The sequence below is a fragment of the Promicromonospora kroppenstedtii DSM 19349 genome (genome assembly GCF_000515355.1).
Classification (GTDB): domain Bacteria; phylum Actinomycetota; class Actinomycetes; order Actinomycetales; family Cellulomonadaceae; genus Promicromonospora; species Promicromonospora kroppenstedtii.
This window is the reverse complement of record NZ_KI911748.1, coordinates 1,111-1,430: the sequence shown is the minus strand read 5'-3', so window position 1 is coordinate 1,430 and position 320 is coordinate 1,111. Positions and strand designations below refer to the sequence as shown.

The 320-nt window shown below is 72.8% G+C and carries 1 pseudogene; it reads right to left on the bottom strand.

The features are described 5' to 3' along the window. Window positions 1-295, bottom strand: a pseudogene (locus PROKR_RS25560) (NAD(P)/FAD-dependent oxidoreductase); the annotation flags it as partial. Window positions 296-320 lie beyond the last annotated feature (25 nt).

The window sequence follows — 320 nt, the reverse complement described above, 5'->3', positions numbered from 1 at the left end:
GTACGATCCCGAGCTGCACCAACTGGCGGCCCAGGACGGCGTCGAGCAGCCAGTCCGCGGCGGTACGGACCCGGTTCCCGGGCATCGAGATCAGGTGGTAGCCGCGTGTGACCACCTTCGCGGGGAACCCCGAAAGCGGCACCTGCAGCGGGTTGGCCGCAGCCTGGAGGCCGCCGAGGTCCACGACGAACCCCAGGTCGTGGTGCTTGTACGTGCCCGTCTCGCCGTAGCCCAGCGACGCCGCGACGTTGCGGCCCGCCAGCGTGCCCTGGCGGGTGGCGTGCTGCGCCGTCATGGCCGTGACCTCGCCGGGGCGGGTC